General features: G+C 40.0%; 8 protein-coding genes and 1 pseudogene. 1 reads left to right on the top strand and 8 read right to left on the bottom strand.

Annotated features, from left to right (window positions below; translation table 11 throughout):
- Positions 1-145: 145 nt before the first annotated feature.
- The 8 genes and pseudogenes from NXV01_RS09635 to NXV01_RS09600 all read right to left on the bottom strand — a co-directional run bounded on the left by NXV01_RS09635 (position 146) and on the right by NXV01_RS09600 (position 16,625).
- On the bottom strand, positions 146-2,281 hold the full coding sequence (locus NXV01_RS09635; protein ID WP_217721970.1) for a hypothetical protein: 2,136 nt from the start codon (positions 2,279-2,281) through the stop codon (positions 146-148).
- A gap of 29 nt (positions 2,282-2,310) precedes the next feature.
- A complete protein-coding gene (locus NXV01_RS09630) occupies positions 2,311-4,032 on the bottom strand; it encodes a RagB/SusD family nutrient uptake outer membrane protein (RefSeq protein ID WP_259022273.1) in 1,722 nt (573 codons plus the stop codon).
- Between the two features lie 21 nt (positions 4,033-4,053).
- Entirely contained in the window at positions 4,054-7,104 is a 3,051-nt protein-coding gene (locus NXV01_RS09625; protein ID WP_259022272.1) for a SusC/RagA family TonB-linked outer membrane protein, read from the bottom strand.
- Between the two features lie 46 nt (positions 7,105-7,150).
- Positions 7,151-9,163 (bottom strand): RagB/SusD family nutrient uptake outer membrane protein, encoded by a 2,013-nt coding sequence (locus tag NXV01_RS09620; RefSeq protein WP_259022271.1) that lies wholly within the window; start codon positions 9,161-9,163, stop codon positions 7,151-7,153.
- Positions 9,164-9,184: 21 nt separating this feature from the next.
- Positions 9,185-12,364, bottom strand: coding sequence for a TonB-dependent receptor (locus tag NXV01_RS09615; RefSeq protein WP_217721976.1), 3,180 nt, complete (start codon positions 12,362-12,364; stop codon positions 9,185-9,187).
- Between the two features lie 60 nt (positions 12,365-12,424).
- Positions 12,425-14,051 (bottom strand): annotated as a pseudogene (locus tag NXV01_RS09610) (fimbrillin family protein).
- A 55-nt stretch (positions 14,052-14,106) separates the two neighbouring features.
- Complete coding sequence (locus NXV01_RS09605) at positions 14,107-15,120, bottom strand: fimbrillin family protein (protein WP_217721979.1); 1,014 nt, start codon at positions 15,118-15,120, stop codon at positions 14,107-14,109.
- Positions 15,121-15,446: 326 nt separating this feature from the next.
- On the bottom strand, positions 15,447-16,625 hold the full coding sequence (locus NXV01_RS09600; RefSeq protein ID WP_259011378.1) for a site-specific integrase: 1,179 nt from the start codon (positions 16,623-16,625) through the stop codon (positions 15,447-15,449).
- A gap of 444 nt (positions 16,626-17,069) precedes the next feature.
- Here NXV01_RS09600 and NXV01_RS09595 point away from each other — a divergent pair, with 444 nt between their 5' ends.
- Entirely contained in the window at positions 17,070-20,201 is a 3,132-nt protein-coding gene (locus NXV01_RS09595; protein WP_259022270.1) for a TonB-dependent receptor, read from the top strand.
- Position 20,202: the final 1 nt, after the last annotated feature.

The raw sequence follows: 20,202 nt of genomic DNA, 5'->3' as shown, positions 1-20,202 counted from the left end.
AATAAGGAGAGCCGATTAATAAAGAAATGGAATATCATCCATTTATATGGCGATTTGTGCAAATATGAAAAAAAAGAACAACCCGATACTATAACCAGATTGTTCTTTCCTTAATAAACTTATACTAAATAGAATAAGACTTTTCCTATTCTTTCGGTTCTTCCGTTTCGGATTTCTTCAAAGTTTCGGCGCCTACATAATAACCAAGGTTAGTTCCCTGATTATATCCCATGTTCTGCATAGCCTGAGACATATCATAGTTATGATCTGTCATCAAGTGCGGTAGACGGTGAGTGGTAGGATGATTCGTAGAGAATATATAGATTGACTTATAATCACTTGAACCTAAAATAACCTCTTCACGATAGTCACCCAAAAAATCTCCATAATAACAAGGATTGTATTTTGAGGCATGATTTCCCTGATTACTGCCATAAAGGTCAAAAGATATCAGACGATTCTTATTTGACTTGTTTACATCAGGATTAGCTTTATAGCTCACAATACAACCGCGGTCTAACATTTCCCTAGTAGACTGACCACTCCAATAAATAGCCACATTATACATAACTCCGCTACCAATTCCAGTAGGATATGTAGTAGAAACCAATCCGGTACCATTACAACTGAACATACCTTCTTGTGTAGAAGACCAATATTCAAAATCTGGACTATCCGGATCAACATCCGCTACTATACAACGCCCGACATCGCTTGCATCTACCGGTAAATTTCTTCCATGACCAGTAATCATACTACCATCTCTTGCATTAATTACCTGACAAGCATATCCATTTCCCTGCCCTTCATAATCTTTTGCTTCTTCAAAGGAAGCAACAATCTGTAATCCGGAACGGTCTTTAATGAATTTTCCGACATGCAATATATCTCCATGCCCATTTCCACTACACCATAACTCGCTTCCATTATCATCAATTGCTGCCGAACCATATAAAATCTCATCCTTTCCATCACCGTCCAAATCGGCAACACGGAAACAGTGTGAGCACATTCCTAACCATTTAGACGAATGATCAGCTGTATCAAATTTCCAACGCGGAACCAATTCATTACCTTTCAAATCAAGTGCCCAAACCTGCCAATTCTTATAAATACCTCTACTGATTATCAAACTAGGATTAGTCACTCGCACTCCGGTTGTTTCATCAGGAATACCATCCAAATAAGCAACACCAATAAAGAAGCGATCCATACGATTACCAAAATCATCTCCCCAATATTCACTCCAATACTTGGCACGTGACACTTTCGATCCTTCTCCTCCACGTGGAATATTGTCTATACGAGTTATTTCACGTCCGTCATATCCCCTGCAAATAGAGATATATTCAGGACCTTCCATTATCAAGCCGCAAGTAGTAGCCGTAGACGGATCATTTTCATCTCGCGGGATAGCTGCCCCGGAATACCAACCTTTACCATCTGTTTGGCGATTACGATAATCATTCACTTTCCCATTTGCGTCAGTGATAATTTTGCCATCGGCAAACTTTGTACCTTCAGAAGAGCGGAAGGCTATTTCACATAAGCCATCACCGTCAAAATCATACAAGATATAAGAGGTATAATGTGACCCGGAACGAATGTTAATCCCCAAATCAATCCGCCACAAAAAGGTTCCATCCATTTTATATGCTTCCAACAGGGTAGTACCATTAAACCAAACTCCCATATTCGCTCCGTCGTATGGTTCTCTCTTCACCACAATCTCTAATTCACCGTCACCATCCAAATCACCTAGCTGAATATCATCAGGAGAATATGTAATCGATGCATCGGGTACGTTCATGTTTAATTTAATCTCATGATAAAACTTTTCTGCCATTTCAGAAGTAAATGTATAATCACAAAGCGTTTCAGCCTGATTAGCAAGAGTGACCCGATATACATTCGTTTTTGATATATCAATATCTGCATCCACCCAAGAAGTCGTATAAAAAATAGGTTCCTCATTCAATTTTATTTCCGTCTCACCGTCTACCGACTTATAAATATCAAAAGCAACATTAGACGGATCGGTCTTCAATAATCTCCAGCTAATCAATGCGGATGAAATCCCTGATGCATTATTGGGATCAGAAGCCGAAATAGGATCATAACTCACCCACATGGCGCGGCTACCCGTTATGACCTCTGTTGGCAGAGGAGGCAATTCTTCTGTTTGGCTGCCATTGTTCACTTCAACGACGGGGTCATTATCCGAGCAGGCAACTATGGCCAACAAACAAAACAGCCCCAATATTATATAATGTTTCTTCATTTCTTTCGTTTTTTTATTCTATAATTAGGTTACCACCCCGGATTCTGCTCCAAATTAGGATTCTTCGATTTTTCACTCTGCGGAATCGGGAAGAAATACATCTTATCATCCCAACCTCTTTCTTTTACCTTACGTTCATACGTATAAGTATCATCCCCATTCTTCGTAATCTTCATTTCAACAATGTTCTTGAAATGTTTGTCACCCTCCTTCCAACGGCGTACATCCCAAAAACGATGTCCTTCAAAAGCTAATTCTACCATACGTTCATTCTGATATTTCTTCCAGAAAGCATCATTGGCCATCCCTTGAGGGAATCCCGGCATTTCGGCACGCGTACGAACTACTTTGATAGCATCTACAGCCGAAGTCGTAAATTCACTATCCGTTGCATACGGACTCCCCAGATACTTATATACAGCCTCCGCATAATTCAAATAGAACTCCCCAAAACGGAACGTAATCCATGAATGGTAGGTCTTTGAAGCTGTACCGGCACGCAAGTCCACTGCCGTCTGACAATACTTCTTCAGGTAATAGCCTGTCGGAGTACCGCCACTCAAAGGTTCCGCATTTAGTCCGCCCTGATAAGTTTGCAGAGGAACAGTATTCCAGTTAGGCCACTTTTCGTCTCCATTCTTGGCAATAGTCAGATAGAAACGAGGGTCACGGTTGGTATAATAGGGATTAGTAGGATCGTAGTTATCCAACTCGTCCGGACGCATCCCTGTATCCTTCATCTCATACGCATCTACCAATGTCTGCGTGGGACAGTTTCCACCTTTACAATTTTCCAACCCGACCGGGAAGTTATATCCCTCAAAAGAATTAGTGGTAGTAGTGGCACGACGGAGAAAAATCAATTCACTAGTAGCGTCATTGTAACTGTCCTTACTCCAAAGTGACGAATAATCATCCACTAAGAGTTTTGCCTTTTCAGCAAACCCATTACTATCATCCAAGATTTCCTTATTGGCTTTAGCTGCACGATACCACAGCTCTTTATCATCAGTCGGGTTAAACAAAGGACTTGCCGCATACAATGCTGCACGAGCTTTCAAGGCCAATACCGTTTTACGGTTGGCACGTCCAGTTTCCGCCGGGCTACTAGGTAATGCCATATCCCCCAGTTTACTGTAATCGACAATAATCTTATCCTTTATATCATCACATTCGGCTATGATATAATCAAAAATCTCCTGTGCCGGTCTGCGCGATAATGTATTCGATTCTTCGGCCGTTAATATATGGTCACTAAACGGCACATCTCCATATTGCCGTACCAAGTTAAAGTAGAAATAGGCACGAAGGAAACGCACCTCATACTGGTAATTGGTATATCGGAACATCTGTTGTGCATAATCACTGTTCAAAGCCAACTCGGGAAATGTCAGTCCGGTAAACTTCTCCAGATATAAATTACAATTGGCTATCCCTTCATAACAGGACGTCCATATGCTACTTTTAGCATTCGACGGACTCCAAGAGCCATTGTAAAAGTCTTCAATCTGGTTTCCCGTATAAGCATATTCGGACTCATCTGTAGCAGAACCAAGAATTGCCCCGCTATAATTTCCAAAGTCCACATCCATGGACAAATAGATATTTGTTATCAGCCCTCCCACATTACCGAAGTTGAGCTTCACAAAATCCTCATCATAGTTATTGTACTCATGATATTCCATCTTATCTGAGCAGGAACCAAGTGTGGCTACACACATCATTCCGTAGATAATGTTTTTCAGTTTCATTCTTTCGCTTTGTTTTTATGATTAAAAACCAATCGTAACACCGACTACTACACTCTTATTCAGCGGAGTCGCTACACCATAACATTCCGGATCTGCCACATCAATATGATCTGAACAGAACAAGTCTGTTCCTCTGACATATAACTTGGCACTCCCTAATATCTTAGTCTTCTTCATCAATTCTTTCGGAAATCTGTAATACACCTCCGCATTACGTAACTTCAAAAATGACCGGTCTGCCAACCAAACCGTATTAGCCTGATAGTTATTGGCATTACTCTGTGAACTCAAACGAGGATATTTGGCATTTTGATTTTCCGGTGTCCAACGATTCTCATAATAATGAGTAGAAAGTGTCGTATTATTTATCAACGGCCAAAACATACTCTTCGTATTCAATATAGCAGAATAGTTACCTGTCCCCTGGAACATTACATCTACTCCAATCCCTTTCCATTCCGCTCCCAAATGGAAAGAATAATAAATTTCCGGGGCTGTCGTACTATAACCGATAGCCGTTTTATCATTGGCATCAATGATTCCGTCTCCATTCACATCTTTATATTTTATGTCTCCCGGCACTACCGTACTAAAGTTTTGCGTAAGACTGTTTGCTATATCCTCTTCATCTTTGAAGAAACCTTCAGCTATCATTCCATACACCTGTCCCAACCGATTTCCTGTTTGCACTAGATTATCATATAAACGCGGTTCTTCCAGTTGCTCCTTAATTTCATTCTTATTCCAAGCAAAATTACCGCCAAGGTTGAACACTACATCTCCTAACCGTTTCGTATAGTTAAGCCCTAGTTCCATGCCATAACTATCAACGATCCCGGCATTCTCGAACGGAGCATCCACTCCCAATACATTGGTATATTTACCTTCGGAAGATACCCAAATATCTTTTCTCCGTTGATAATAGCCTTCTGCCGTCACGTTCAGTCCATTGAACAACACAGCATCAATACCAACATTATATTTATACGCTTTCTCATGTGTCGAATTAGCAGTTGCCAAACGGCCGATAATAGTGCTCCCGAATTCGGAGTCATAACTACTGTTAAACTTATATTGTGTACCGGTAGTCGTATAAATCTGGTCCCAATAATCGTAAACGGTGTCGTCTCCGTCTTTAGGCAGATAATCAACATTGATCACGCCAAATGAAGCACGCAATTTCAAGAAATTCACCCAAGACACCTCTTTCAACCATTTTTCTTCCGAAAGCACCCAAGCAGCAGAAATGGTAGGAGAGAAAGACCATTTATGTCCCGGTGCCAATAAACTAGAGGCCGAACCTACCAATGCCAGATCCAAATAGTAGCGATTAGAGAAGCCTACATGATTATACCAAGAAACATTTTGCCGATAGATAGTAGTGTTCAGACCGTAAGAATCACGATATTCATACTCCCATTTCAATTGAGAATACACATCCCACTTTTTGAACGAACGATTGTAATCGACACTACCTGCAAAGTTAAATTGGCGTGCCCAATTGTCAATCCCCGCACCCGAACCCATTTCACTGGATTCGCCACCAGAAACAGCAGTATAAAACGGACCGTTAGTTGTCCAGCTTGTTGCATAACCGGCATACTTATAAGTCTTGCTATGGTCTTCCAGAATATTGGAATAGTTGTCATAAGCTAAACGAAAATTAGCTCCCAATCCTTTCAGCAAACCAGACAAATCTTGTGACAAGGTAAGGTCGGCAAACAAACTACGAGAATGTCCTTTAGAATAAGAAGCTCCCTGCGATTGTGCGACTGGATTCGACGTCCCCGCCCAAGTAGTGCTTCCTCCCCAACTGCCATCTTCCGTACGAACCGGAAAAGCTGCAGAAGGAACCGAATAAATCATATCCCATAAGTTAACCGAAGCTCCCGGAAGTCGGGATTCGGACAATGTACCGAGAAGGTTCAACTTTAATTTGGTAGTAGCTGTTAAATCAATATCCAGATTCGTACGCAAATTAGCACGCGAATACATATTCTGTGTAGAATATCCGTCATTTGCATTCGGGGTTTTGATAAAACCTTTGTCTGTTAATAAATTCGCCATAGTATAGTAGCGGAACTTTGCCCCTCCTCCTCGGAATTCGATCGTATATTTATTAGAAACTCCTCTGTCTTTAAAAGTTTCATCAATCCAGTTCACATTAGGATAAAGATAAGGGTACATACGGGAAGCCCCACCACTGCCTACTCCATTACGAAAAGCATCGACTTCTTCCTGAGTATATCGAGCTCCCAAACCTTCATATCCACGCGCTTCATTCACTGCAGAAGCATACGTAGCCGCATCTACAAATTCCGGACGTCGAGACTGAGTGTTAATTATATGATCATACGTAAACGTTATCTCTTTTGTTTTGTACTTACCACGCTTCGTCGTTATCAAGATCGCACCGTTCACTCCTTTGTATCCGTACAATGCCACAGCCGCGGCATCTTTCAGGATGGAAACGGATTCTACTTCTTCCGGACTTACCAAACTCATGTCTCGTTCCAAACCGTCAACCAACACGAGCGGTGTACTACTTGACAAGCTCTGCAAACCACGCACATAGAAGGTAGGATCTGCCATTAGCCCGGTACTAGCCGCATTCTGCAAAGTAGTAAGGCCCAATCCATATCCATATAGAGAATTGGATATATTCCGGGAAGACCGCTTATTAAACTCTTCATTATATGTGGTAGAAACTGCTGCCGTTGATTCATGACGATTAAATGTCCGGTTAGCTCCCACATCAATAGTCTGAGCTGCATATCCCATCACAATGGTCATCGGACCATCAGTCTTTGCCACAACGGTGGTAGAGCCTTTGTCGACAGAAACGACACTCAAGCGTTGTCCTTTCTCGACCGCAATCTCGAATTTACCGTCTTTATCAGTTTCAACCCGAGTCTCCACTGCGCCACCTTCCACATTAACGGACGCTCCATAGACTGGATTTCCCGATTTATCAACAACAATACCTATAATGTTGTTGTCTGTATTCTGTGCTCTGACCGGAATGCTCAAACAAACCAGTAAAGCCAATATCAGAATCTTATTTTTTCTCATATAAATCAATATTCAATATTGTTTTAATCTATTTCGCTGTCTCACATTACCAACCCGGATTCTGAATTAGTCCATATCCTTTGTTAATTTCCGTTTGCGGGAATGGAGAAAGATACCATTTAGAATCAAATCCGTATGTCCACCACCGACGAACCGGCTTGGATAATTCAAACCTTTCATATTCAAAACGAGTAGGCTGCAATGCTCCTTTGTTTTTATCTCCTTCATTCCATTTAGCATTCCCTGTTATACGATTACCAATATCATCCAAACGATAGGCGAGTAACCCGTGCAGGCGCTTCTCGAAACGATCGGCACGTTTGTAACGGATAAGATCAAAGTAACGGCTATCTTCAAGCCCCAATTCCCGAACACGTTCACACAGCAATTCTTCCAATAAGGCAGCTTTGTCAGAAAGTAAATTCTTATCTGTAACACACTCCGCCAAATCTTTCTTTAATCCCACGCGGGCACGTACTATATTCATTTGATTAATAGCGCCTCGGTAATCATTCTTGGCTTGAAGCAAGGCCTCTGCATAGGTCAAATAAATGTCAGACAAACGAAGATATACCCAATGCGTATACTGACGTTGATACTCTGTTCCCAAATAATATTTCATATTTTTATAACCAGTCGCATAGTTACCTGATTCAAGTGCTGCATTTTGTCCTTCATCGTATCCTCCGACCCACAATTCGTAAGGTAAACCGGACATCGTTCCGGCACTCCAGTCTAACATCTTTGGTAATCCATTCACCATGCAATGCTCATACAGACGAGGGTCACGGGTTAATACAATTTCCGACAAAAGTTGTTCTCCATTTTTAAATGTTCCGGTCAAGAACATTTCATCCAACTTACCTTCTGTTTCTGCCTTTTTCCAGTCAAATGGAGTGCCGTCGGCCCATGGGAACATCTCCACATATTCCTGTGTAGGCGGATATTCAGTACGGCAAAGTGACGGAACAGCCCAGGAATGCCACATATAAGAACTTGAATTGAAAGCGTCTGACATATTCGTGCGAACAGAATGCAAGACCTCCTTGCTGTTCTGACGAATATATCCCATACGATATGCCTGACGATACTGCTCTGGTGTTTCTTCCGAAGCCTTATTCAGATTATACCCGCCTTGACTCTCCAGCTCTTTAAAGAATGCTTCACAAGCCTTCAAACAGTTATCCCAAAGTTCTGCATGATAACCGCCATACCATACCAGACGTTGCTGTTCAGCCTCTGAATTTCCTCCTGCATATCCGTTGACATCATTAAACAACGGAGAAGCGGCAAATTGCCAGATTTTGCACTTCAATGCCATAGCACCGGCCTTTGTCCAGTGTCCGGCCTTGCTAGCAAGATCGGCATCAGCATAAGCCCACACCAATCCACCGGAATTGATAGCATCATCCAACATCTTTATCATATAGTTAACAGTCTCCTCTACCGTAGCACGGGGGATTTCATAACCTGACTCCGTACCGGTGAATGAAGCGTATAATAATGGAAGACCTCCATAATGACGGAACATATCAAAATAACGCGCCGCAATCAGACATTTAGCTTCTGCCACCAACTGTGTTTTTTCAGCGTCATCCATGCCCGGTACTCTATCTATGTTTTCCATTAACAACCAACACCAACGCACTACTTCCCATACCATTTCCCGTGTATATGGGAAGATATTACCACGCGTGCCATAGTTGGCATTGAGAGAACCCAAATAATACTGCTGATATACAGTCGCATCACTAAAATAAAGTGACCAGCAGTCTGTTAGCGCATCCTTCTTTCCTAAATAAGGGCTGGAAGAATCAGGAATATTACCGTTACTGTCTGTATTATAAGGTAATCCGTAATACTGTCTACTGTAGCAGGTATTCAAAAATTGGCGCGTATATTCAGCACTATTGAACACTGTGTCAATAGTAGCATTTCCGCCCGGTGCCTTATCCAAAAAAGAGTTTCCGAATTTAATTTCGTCCACACATGAAGTGGAAACCAAACAAACCGCCGCTCCCAACATCGCACCGATGAACCATTTATTTTGTAATTTCATTGTATCTTTCCTTTATCTATTTTAGAATCCTAATTTCAAGCTCAACGTATAAGTCTTGGACAATGGATAAGAAGGTGCATTAGTAGCTCTTGCCTCCGGATCACCCCACAAATAAGGTGTTATAGTCCACAAATTATATCCCGCAAAAGCCAACTGACATGTATTCAGTCCAAGTTTCTTCATCAATGGGAAGTGAAAATTGTATGCCACCTGAAGAGTTTTCAAACGCAAGTATTTTGCATCTTTCTCATATAAAGTGGAGGTAGCATAGTTATTCTTCGCATTATCAATGGTAGCTCTCGGATACTCCGAAGATTGTGACGGATTTTCCGGTGTCCATGTGTGGTCCAAATGATATGCCAACAATCCTCCCTGCTCGCTATTGGAAGATGAATAAAACGGCTGACGAAATACATCCGAAATCATACGACTTACGTTCCAGGCCCCTGTCCATTGAGTACTTATTTCCAGATTCTTCCAACTGAATCCTAAATTAATACCTAGCATATATTCAGGATCGTCTGTAAAGCCATAGTCATAACTTGCATCATTTGCATCAATCTTACGGTCACCATTCAAGTCAACATATACTGCATCTCCATTTTGAAGAATACTCTCGTGAGTGGGGAACGGACGATTAAATGTCTGTTCATATAAAGCAGGTGTCTCCTCATCATAGAAGCGCCAGAAAACATATTGGCTACGCGAACCGATACGGTGTCCTTTCTGGTATTGATATAAATTATTCTGCGGGGCTTCCTTCTTTTCAAGAATCTCATTCTGATTATAAGAAAGGTTAATACCCGCCCAATAACGGAAATTATCACCAATCTTATCGTTCCATTTTAAAGAAAGTTCCCAACCCCAACTGTCTACACTTCCTAAATTTGAATATGGAGTAATGAACCCCAACATTCCCGGAGCTGTACCATCACGCAAAAGGATATCATTACGACGTTCTTTATAATATTCAAAGGTTGCTTTCAGACGGTCGTCAAGGAAATTAATATCAACACCATAGTTCCGCTTCAGGGCTTTTTCCCATGTCACAGCAGCATTATTCTTAGCTACCTCACGCGCACCCAGACTAACAGTACCATTATCTACTCCAAACCCATATCCCCAAGCGTTAGTCGCTCCTCCACTTGCTGTTACACGGTTAGCCAAATCACCTAAACCGACATTATATGGATCAGCCATATACATAAACCGCGATCCCCCAATATTATCGTTACCTACTAAACCGACACTGGCACGTAATTTCAAAAAGCTAACCACCGATTTCAAAGGACGGAAAAACTTCTCTTCACTCATCACCCAACCTATAGAACCAGCCGGGAAATAAGAAAAGCGCAAATCGGACGCAAAGTTTTCCGAACCGTTATAACCCACATTAAACTCTGCCATATAGCGACTCTTCCAATCATAAGTGACACGTCCGACTAATCCGACATATCCATGAGGAATGTCCGAATATACTTTCGGATAATATTCTTTCTGTTGATTATACAAAACCAAGGCTGTCACTGTATGATCACCAAAAGTACGATTATAATTAAAGCTGGCTTCCATATACCAATTACGTGCTTTGCCTGTAGTATACGAATACTTCACATCTGTATTTTCTCCAAACTTACGATAAGCAATACTACCGTCATCCATCAATACAGGAGTGTATGTAGCGATAGACCCGCCAGAACCAACTTTATTTACTGTAAACGAGCTGTTATAAGATCCCTTCACTTTAAAAGAAAGTCCTTTAGTCAAAAAGTCCATTTTCTGGTCCAGAATCACATCCACATTCAGCGAATTATTGCTGGTCTGGCTGAATCCATTTCCATAATATCCCATACCAGTGCCTCCTGTAAATGGTAATTTCAGTCCGTCTGAATAAGTTTCATCGCTCGAATTTACCAATTTCCCGTCTATGATTCCCGGACTGGAGAAAGGAGTAGCATAATACATATTTTTAATCAATCCGGAAGATCCCTGACTGGTACGTGGTTGATCTGAATTATTCACATTACCACTAATATTGAATGACAAAGTAGTCGTTTTAGTGACATCCATATCCAAGTTTGTACGATAGTTGAACCGACGGTACTGGTAGCTTAAATTATAAGGAAGATCAAATTCACTAAAAAGTCCTCCTTGCGTATAGGCACCTGCAGAGATAAAATAACGTACTTTATCTGTTCCTCCCGAGATATTCAAGTTATGCTGGCTCTGAAGCGTAGAGCTTTTCATAATATAGTCAGCCCATTGTATATTGGGGAAACGAATAGGATCGGAACCATCCGCAAATTTTTGAATCACATCATCACTAAATAAGGCAGATTTACCATCACCGGACATCATTTGATTATGAAAACGGGCATAATCATAAGAACTTGCCTGTTCTACCATTTTTGTAGGCATCAACACAGAAGCAGAAGTAGTAAACGAAATTTTCGCCTTTCCTTCCTTTCCTCGTTTAGTTGTAATCAGAATGACCCCATTTGCTCCACGAATACCAAATACGGCTGTTGCCGAAGCATCTTTCAAGATAGAAATGGATTCAATTTCATTCGGGTCGATATCACTCATACTTTCACGATCCACACCGTCTACCTGAATTAACGGTGAAGAATTCTCCCAAGTAGCTTTACCACGAATAAAAATTTCAGCGGCATCCGCTCCCGGCTCACCAGAATATTGCACAGTAGTCAAACCTGTCATCTGCCCTCCTAATACATTGGAAACCGAACCTACAGATACACGGGTCAATTCTTCTCCTTTCACACTAGCGATAGCTCCTGTCATGGTCACTTTCTTCTGGGTACCATAGGCTACAATTTCCACCTCCTCAAGAGCAGTCACATCCTCTACCAAAATGACTTTCATGTCATTCTTTGCTACGACTTTTTTATCGGTATAACCTATAAAAGATACTTTCAGTTTCGTACCGGGACGTACATTTATTCTAAATACACCGTCAATATCGGTAATTGTACCGTTAGATGTTCCTTCCGCAAGTACACTTGCTCCAATTATCGGTTCTCCTTGGCTATCTACTACTGTTCCTTTTATAGTACTTTGCTGCTGTACAACTTCGACGGCTGCCGAAGCTGTTTGCAATCCCCATGCAGGTGCAAAAGTTGCTATAGTGAAAAACAGAGCGACAGGTAAGGTTGTCCCCTTTATAAAGTTTTTCTTATTCATATATGTATATGTTCATGATATAAGTATAGTTGACGGACTTTATATACCGTCATGTTTATTTTAGAATGCGAGCATCATACGGAAATAGCCGGCGCATGAAGCACGTTCGCAAGTGACGTGAAAGCTTCCATTTCCCATGCTGTGTGTCCATTGATTGACTGCAGAACGCTGTGTACTACTCCAATAGTGCCCAGCAGCCTTGTTATTTACAGGTAGATCAGAAGTGACCATCTTATCACCATTTACTTTCTGAAGACTACTATTAATGCCACTCATATTCTTGGCAACCTGATCCCAGCACATCACAGAAGGTAGATACCAAGGAGTTACACCAGAAGGAACGGCTTCTGCTTTACGATAAGCCATGATGTAGTCATAAACATAATCACAAGTAGAGGTACTACCCATTCCTTCGTAACACATAGTGAGTATTTTTGTGTTATTATACCCCATCAATGCGGGAAAAACCTTTGAAGCATCATTTTTGTTAGCATCCTTCTCGGTGTTACAGCCTACAAACTTATCTTTCCAATCTTCATCTGAATTAAACCAATCAGAGTAATAACCTGCCTTACTGGAATGAAACATTTGCAAGGCAATATCGTTTTGTTCATCATCTTTTACCAATGAATTCTTTATAGATAGTACTATTCCATGCGTACAAGCGGGAAAGTCACGACGCAAAGCATCAATCTCAGCAGAATAAAGTTCGGGATGTGTTACACTGGGCTGTGAATTACCCACATAACAAACAATACCAATCACATTCTCCGGCACCGTCTCCGCATCCACAGAAACTATTTTTCCGTCCGCACAAAAATAATCCCCTACCTGCAAAGTATGGTTAATCTTACTCTTATCTTCGATAGTATACATCTTCGCTGTTCCCCCTTCCAGAGTACCTTTAGCTTCATATTCCATTTCACGTACGCCTGCATAAGTACCCTTTATAGAGAATTCCTTATTCGGATTAACCAAAAAACGGTATGTATTTGTACTTTCCTGATAATAAGGAGTTGCTTGAGTATTGTTCACAGTAAACGAACCGGCAGTTAATGGTAATAAATAATCATCTATACCGCCATTTGTAAAGCTATATGTCAAATTAGGCATCTTCACAACAGCAAGAGCCATCCGATGTTGCATAGTAAAAGCGATCTGTCCTTTCAAACGATCCCCCCTGAACACTACCTGTACTCGTCATCAAATCATATTGTGTATAATTTCCTTCATTTTGTTCTTCGCCAATTTTCCAATTGTTGACATACGTTTCAAAAGGATCTACCTTAGTCGGATCAAAAGTTACATTTGCATTATACGGATAGTATGCATAAAAAGTCATCCGCTGAAATTGTGAACCTTTGTATTCAATAGGATCCCCTCCATCAGTCAATTCCCAATAGCCATCTGTCAGTGTGAATTTCCGATTCTTGATATCCTCTACCACTGTTTCTCCTCTTACCGCAAATATACCGATAGCATCTCCGTTAGAAAATCGGGTAGTATATCCATTCTCTGTAGCACGTGTCTTACCACTTTCGTCCATAAATCCTTCATCAGACACACTAATCTGAAATCCCTGCAAAGAATCCGGCGTTTCTCCGGTGAGTTCTTCATTTTGCGAGCAAGACGCAACTATGACTGCGCCAGCCAGAAAAAGCATTGATATATAATTATATACTTTCATAAATCTCATGTTTATATTTTTAGCATTTTTTGTCTATACTAGATTGGTAAACAGATCACTTCACAATAGGCTGTGGAGTTACGGTTTCTTCTGTAATATTCCAACTAGGGTTGGTTATCTCTGTTCCAGTTTCAGCTATACTAGGGTCGGATGTTATAGGATCGTGGTTCTCATCTTCCCATCCTATTATTTGCGTTTGTTCTGTAATTGTCAACACATAATTATTGTCCTCGTATTTATTTGTCTTGATGATATAATTATAAGAAAATCCCGATTTCAATTCTGTCAGGTTAGCAAACTCGGCTTCATAAAGATAACCGTTCATTCTAGCTTGGATAGTTACCTTGCCTTGCACCTTCTGTGGCAGTAAAATAGCTTGTACTGTATAATTATCCTGCTCTCCTATTTTATCCCAATAAATATCATCTTTGTCCGTAACAGGATCTTCACTTACTGTTGTCTCCCCTGTTTTAGGATTAAATGTACCATTATTCTTAAGCCCAATAAGATAACAGGTTATATCTGCCAAATCTACCCCTTCGCCAGCTTGAAACTCCAATCTAATACGACTCATCACATGATTGAATGCTAATGTCACGTTAGGGGTTTGTGATGTAGCCTTCCCTTTGGCAAAAAGAAAGTCTATCTTCGCACGTTCTTTTGCTGTAGCTTGATTGTCACTGGCTGTAGTCACTTCCAATACAGGTTGTTCTTCACCTGATGTACCAGAAAATGGAGCATATGCTACTACATCATACTCTCCGGAACCTAACACCCAAATTTCTTCTGCATTTCCTTCTTTTGCAGTAAAAAGGCCATTGCCTTTGTATTTGTAATGAATATTCACTTGTTCCGTACCACAAGTGATTCCTACCGAGTCCTCTGCCTCCCAGTTTGTTTCCGTAGCTCTTGTAACAAGATTGCTAGCCTCATGATTGTTTATTACTGCACTAAAAGAAACTTTTGCTCCCGTCTCACCGGTAAACTGAATATCAGTTTCTTTAATATCGTTGCTACATCCTGCTAAAAGTAGTAAGGCAACAGCAGTTGTGACATAGTTTTTTTTCATACCATGTTTTTTAAAGTTAAACATATTTTTGTTGATTAGTAAAATCGTCGTAAAGTAAAAAAGACAATGGCTGCATTCTTTTCCAGCCAACAATTGAAAAAAATGGAGCATGTTTTTTTGTTGTTTTCCATATTCATTAGTTATATTATTAAGTTAAACAAAAGTTAGATTCTCTTTTGACTTGAAAGCCTTGTTTATCAAAGCATTATTAGGATTAGAGAGTTACCGTTAGACAATAATGAGGCAGCTATTGAAGAATCTTCAATAGAGAAAAAACTTGAAAACAGAAGAAATGCCTCAAGACGAGGCATAAAAGAATCAACGTTTTATAATAACTGATTTAATATTTCCCTAAATACTTTATCAGCATGTTCTTGCATAATTTTGATATAATTGAATATAGGACGATTGTTTTTCATACTGTGCCCTATGCAATACTCTATTTTCTCAATTTGGATTCCTAAATTATATCCATGTTGTGCAAATGTCTTTCGAGCAGAATAGTAAGTAACCTTTTTACTTATCCCTGAAAGTCGTGCCACCTTGTCTATATGTCGAAAAATCAAACTGTATATCTGTCTATAAGATGAATACTTTCCAAATTTTAAATACCCGTCTCTAGTCAGATATTTATCTATGATAGCTTTTGCTTCGGGTTGTAGAGTAAATGCAATTTCATTCTCTCCTTTTTTACTATTACGTGTTTTATGACGTATATATCTCATATACTTTTTATCTTTAAAATTATATGCCAACAAATCTCTCAAGTTAATACCACCTAAATAATAAGTAAGCATAAAAATATCTCTTACTATAGATTGAGAAGGTTTAAAAAAACGAGTGTCTCGTATTCTCTTTAATTCATCTACTGACAAATCGAGTTCTCGTACATTACTTGCAGGCATTTTAAAGAGAACAAAAGGATGGATAGAATAAGTTACATAGTTCATTTTACCTGCATAATTCAATACGACTTTTATCAGAGTCAAATATATCCTGATAGTAGTATCTGCCAGATTCTCTTTACGGAGAGCTTTTGAAAATCCTTGTATATGGAGAGGACTCAACTGTATTAGAGGGAAATCTCCATTCATATACTTAATGAATCTCTCTGTAGCTATCTTGTAGAGTTTATAAGATTTCTCCCGTTCTTTTCCTTTCATAAAATCCATATACTCTTTCGCAACAGTTTGAAAAGTGATTCCTTTTTTCTTTTGTTCATAAGTGATAATACGTATTAGCTCAGTACATGAGATTACAGGTAAATAGCTGATTGATGTAACAATTTCCTCATACTCATTGATTAGTCTTCGAAGACAAATGTTCATATTTGCAGCATTCTCATGCCTTACTACTCTACCATTTTTTAACTGGTTGGCAGAATCCAAAGTAAACTGGGTAGATATATATCTGGTTTGTGAATGGTGGGCTACTGCTACCCTTATCCGATGTCTGCCATTTGATAATTTTTTAGTTGGAACAATTACAATTGAAAAATTCGCCATATCGTTTTTTAGGTTTATAAATTACTATTTTCAATACAATAAAATAGAAACAAAAAGATTCATAGTCATTGGTCACCAATCGAAAATCGCACCCATAACATGGAATATCGTGCAAAAGACGGTATTTTCCATGCATTTGTACGATTCTGCATTGCTATATCTTGATTAAGTCGTTATGTTTGCAACACTTTTTCACAGGTAGAATGTAAAAAGTTTCTTTTAAAAAGAGAATCTAACTTTTGTTTAACTTAATAACAATAAATACACTATGTAAATATATAAATATTATATAATACATTACATTACCAATCCTCTATAAAATCCTATATTACAGGAATATCCCCATATAATAAAGCAAGAGATAAAAAGTCCTCAAAAGAAGACGAAAAGAAAATGAACAATAAAGGCTATATAAACCAATATTTATAACTTAATAATTAAAGTATGAAAAGCAACAAAAAAGGTAATCACCTGTACGCCTATAAGGATACTATCCGACGGCTATTTCTCCTCACTTTGTTTTCTTTTTTAATAGTAGAATCTTATGCCCAGAATAAGACAATTTCGGGCACAGTTACAGATTTCACCGGAGAACCGGTTATTGGTGCCAGTGTATTGGTTAATGGTACTACTAATGGTACAATTACCGATTTAAATGGCAAGTTTTCTCTTTCCAATGTGCCAATGAAAGGTACAATCACTATCACTTATATAGGATATAAAAAACAAGAAGTATCCGTGGCCGGAAATACTAACTTCCAAATTACTCTTCAAGAAGATACGGAAACCTTAGACGAAGTAGTAGTTGTAGGATATGGAGTCCAGAAAAAAAGTGACGTAACCGGTGCTATGGCTCGCGTAGGAGAAAAAGAACTGAAAGCAATGCCTGTAAGAAACGCACTGGAAGGAATGCAAGGCAAAACAGCCGGTGTAGATATCACGTCCAGTCAACGTCCCGGAGAGGTCGGTAACATTAATATCCGTGGACAACGCTCCATTAATGCGGAACAGGGTCCGTTGTATGTGGTAGACGGTATGGTCATTCAAAATGGAGGCATTGAAAACATCAATCCTTCCGATATTGAATCTATTGACATTCTGAAAGATGCTTCAGCCACAGCAATTTATGGTTCACGTGGTGCCAATGGTGTCATTCTTGTGACTACTAAAAAAGGAAAAGAAGGGAAGGTAACCCTGAACTATTCCGGTACTGTCACTTTTGAAACACTACACGATGTAACAAAGATGATGTCTGCCTCCGAATGGCTGGATTATGCCCGCTTAGCTAAATACAATGCAGGATCTTATGCTTCCGCCACTCCGACTTATGAAGCAGATAAAGCTGCATTCGGCAGTGTAACCTCTTCATGGCAGAACATCGAGAAGGCATGGGTAAACGGAGTTTACGATCCATCTTTAGTAGGTTCATACGACTGGACTTCTCACGGCAAACAAACAGGGATCACTCACGAACATACCTTAAGCGCATCCGGAGGGTCTGACAAATTTCAAGGCTATGCCTCATTCGGCTATCTGGACCAGAAAGGTACACAACCGGGACAAGCATACGAACGCTATACATTGAAAACCTCATTTGACGTAACTCCTGTCGATTGGTTCAAAATGGGGTCTTCAATCAATGCATCGTATTCAACTCAAGACTATGGATACAGTTTCTCAAAATCTGTAACCGGTTCGGGTGATTTCTATAGTGCATTAAGAGGTATGATCCCCTGGACAGTGCCTTACGATGAAAACGGTGAATATGTCCGTTATCCGAGTGGTGATGTAAATATCATCAACCCTATTCGCGAATTGGACTATAATACTAATCAACGCCGCACTTTCCGCGCTTCTGCCAGTTTGTATTCACAAATTGATTTCGGTAAAATCTGGAAACCATTGGAAGGTTTGTCCTATCGTCTTCAGTTTGGCCCTGAATTCCAATTCTACACCTTAGGAGTTGCTAACGCTGCTGATGGTATTAATGGAGACGGTAACAATGGTGCACAATATAAAAACGAACAAAAACGTGCATGGACATTAGATAACCTGATCTATTACAACAAGTCTCTGGGACAGCATAATTTGGGAATGACATTGATGCAATCCGCTTCTGCCTACCATTACGAGATGGGAGATATGAGAGCCACTAATGTAGCCTCATCGGATGAGCTTTGGTATAATATAGGCTCTGCCGGCACACTGAACTCTTTCGGCACAGGACTGACTGAAACTCAAATGGCTTCTTATATGATTCGCCTGAATTATGGTTATAAAGATAAGTACTTGCTAACAGCATCTATGCGTTGGGACGGTGCCTCTCAATTAGCCGAAGGACACAAATGGGCCAGTTTCCCCTCTGCTGCTATCGCATGGAGAATGGATCAGGAAGATTTCCTGAAAGACATCAGTTGGCTGAATCAGTTGAAACTTCGTGTAGGTATGGGTGTTACAGGTAATGCGGCAATCAAAGCATATGCAACCAAAGGTGCCATCACAGGTTTATACTATAACTGGGGACAGAATGACTCATCTCTGGGTTATGTACCTTCAGATCCTTCACAGAAGGAACCCGCCAAAATGGCTAATCCGACTCTAGGCTGGGAAAGAACTACACAATACAATGTCGGTATTGACTATGGTTTCTTTAATAACCGACTTACCGGTAGTGTCGATGCATACAAAACGAAAACAGATGATTTGTTACTGGAAATGTCAATTCCTTCGCTAACGGGTTATGTTTCCACTTATGCGAATGTGGGTAAAACATCCGGATATGGTATTGACCTACAAGTAAATGCAATACCTGTACAAACAAAAGATTTTTCTTGGAGCACTACTTTAACATGGTCAATGGACAGAAACCGAATTGACGAATTGTCCAATGGTAGAACGGAAGATGTGAACAATAAATGGTTTGTCGGTGAAGAAATCGGCGTTTATTACGACTGGGTATATGATGGCATCTGGAAAACAGAAGAAGCTGAAGAAGCTGCCAAATATGGACGTAAACCGGGACAAATCAAAGTGAAAGATTTAAATAATGACGGCAAAATTGATGCTAATGACGATAAGAAAATTGTAGGGCACACACGTCCACGCTGGACAGGTGGATGGAGTAATACTTTCAGTTATAAGAATTTTGAACTGTCCTTCTTTATTCTATCACGCTGGGGTTTTACAGTTCCACAGGGAGCCGTTACTCTTGACGGTCGCTATATGCAGCGTAAAGTAGACTATTGGGTGGCCGATACCAATGAGAATGCAAAATACTATTCACCCGGTTCTAACGGTGAAGGAGCCGATGCCTTTAACAGTGCAATGAACTATCAGGATGGCTCATACATCAAAGTTCGTAATATTTCATTGGGTTATAACTTTGCCCCACAGCAATTAAAGAATTTGGGTATCAATAATCTGAAGTTGTATGTTCAAGCCATGAATCCATTCAATATCTATAAGGCATGTGACTTTTTGGATACTGACTTGGTAAACTATGACAATAACACCAAGACATTTGGCTCACCTACCACTTTGAAGAGTTTTGTAATAGGTGTCAACATTGGATTCTAAT

The sequence above is a fragment of the Bacteroides sp. BFG-606 genome (assembly GCF_024788145.1).
Classification (GTDB): Bacteria; Bacteroidota; Bacteroidia; order Bacteroidales; family Bacteroidaceae; genus Bacteroides; species Bacteroides vicugnae.
Note: the sequence above shows the minus strand (reverse complement) of the source record. Positions and strands in the feature narration are given on the sequence as shown.